The 341-nt window shown below is 62.8% G+C and carries 1 protein-coding gene; it reads right to left on the reverse strand.

The genetic code is table 11. From position 1 onward, the window contains the following. Positions 1-99 precede the first annotated feature (99 nt). The coding region (locus tag J5M73_RS31565; protein ID WP_207817014.1) for a hypothetical protein at positions 100-341 on the reverse strand (242 nt) is incomplete at its 5' end.

Consider the following 341-nt stretch of genomic DNA (forward strand, 5'->3'; position numbering starts at 1 on the left):
CTCCGCAGGAGACGCTAAACCTGCCTCCCCGATATTCCTGACCTATCGCGCCGCCTGGTTTTGCGAGCGCGAGCGCTCGTTCGCAGCCTTCGGCAGCGGCTACAAGGAGCCGGCCTGCGCACCTTGGCTTTGGCTTTGGCTTTGGCTTTGGCTTTGGCTTTGGCTTTGGCTTTGGCTTTGGCTTTGGCTTTGGCTTTGGCTTTTGATCTTGATCTTGATCTTGATCTTCAGGCCCCTTCCCAGCCGGCCGAGCGTAGGCGTTGCGTAGGGGGCAGCTCGGCATGGATGCCGAGCTAGCCGCCACCCGGCCATGGATGGCCGGTTGGCGGCGGGCCCCCGGA

It is taken from the genome of Pseudomonas sp. 50_B (assembly GCF_017491625.1).
In the GTDB taxonomy this organism is placed as follows: domain Bacteria; phylum Pseudomonadota; class Gammaproteobacteria; order Pseudomonadales; family Pseudomonadaceae; genus Aquipseudomonas; species Aquipseudomonas danubii.